Source organism: Pseudonocardia sp. EV170527-09 (genome assembly GCF_008369905.1).
Classification (GTDB): Bacteria; Actinomycetota; Actinomycetes; order Mycobacteriales; family Pseudonocardiaceae; genus Pseudonocardia.
The window spans coordinates 1-783 of record NZ_VRMC01000278.1 but is presented as its reverse complement, the minus strand read 5'-3'; the positions used below and the strand labels follow the sequence as shown (position 1 = coordinate 783).

Here is a 783-nt window from a genome sequence, read left to right as displayed (position 1 = left end):
CAGCAACGACTGAACACCCGACAAGGGGGTCAGTCCCAATCCGTCGTTACGGGGTTACTCCCAACCCGCCGTTGACACCGGCTGGCTGGGGTTCGTGCGTTCGCTGGTCACTCGCGAGCTGTCCGGGGTCGCGCTGGTGATCTCGGACAGCCCTCAAGGCCTGGTTTCGGCGGTCGAGGCCACCCTGCCCAGGCCGCCTTGCCCGGAGCCAGCTGGCAGCGGTGTCGCACGCACTACGCCCGCAACCTGGCCACGAAGGTGCCGAAGTCGGCGCAGCCGTGGGTGCTCACCCTGCTGCGCACGGTCTTCGACCAGCCCGACGCCGCCGCGGTGCATGCCCAGTTCGACCGGGTCATCGACGGCCTGGCTGAGAAGTTCCCGGCGAAGTTCCCGGCGAAGTTCCCGACCGCGGCAGAGCACCTCGACACCGCCCGCGCGGACCTGCTCGCCTTTGCGGTGTTCCCGCGCGAGGTCTGGCGCCAGATCTGGTCGAACAACCCCCAAGAGCGGCTGAACAAGGAGATCCGGCGCCGCACCGACGTGGTCGGGATCTTCCCCGACCGCACCGCCGTGGTCCGCCTGGTCGGGGCCGTGCTGGCCGAGCAGACCGACGAATGGGCCGAAGGCCGGCGCTACATCAGCCTCGACCTACTCACCAAGACCCGAGCCGCGACCAGCCCACCCGCAGCCGAGACGACGACCATGGTGTCCGCGTACGGGCTCTGATGTCGCTGTAGGTACGAGCTGGTTTGTCGTTGGTCCGGCGCGTCGGACCGAAGATCA

General features: G+C 68.6%; 1 pseudogene. It reads left to right on the top strand.

Annotation, left to right across the window (positions count from 1 at the left end):
• Positions 1–76 precede the first annotated feature (76 nt).
• Positions 77–726: pseudogene (locus FVA95_RS29085) on the top strand (transposase); the annotation flags it as partial.
• Positions 727–783: the final 57 nt, after the last annotated feature.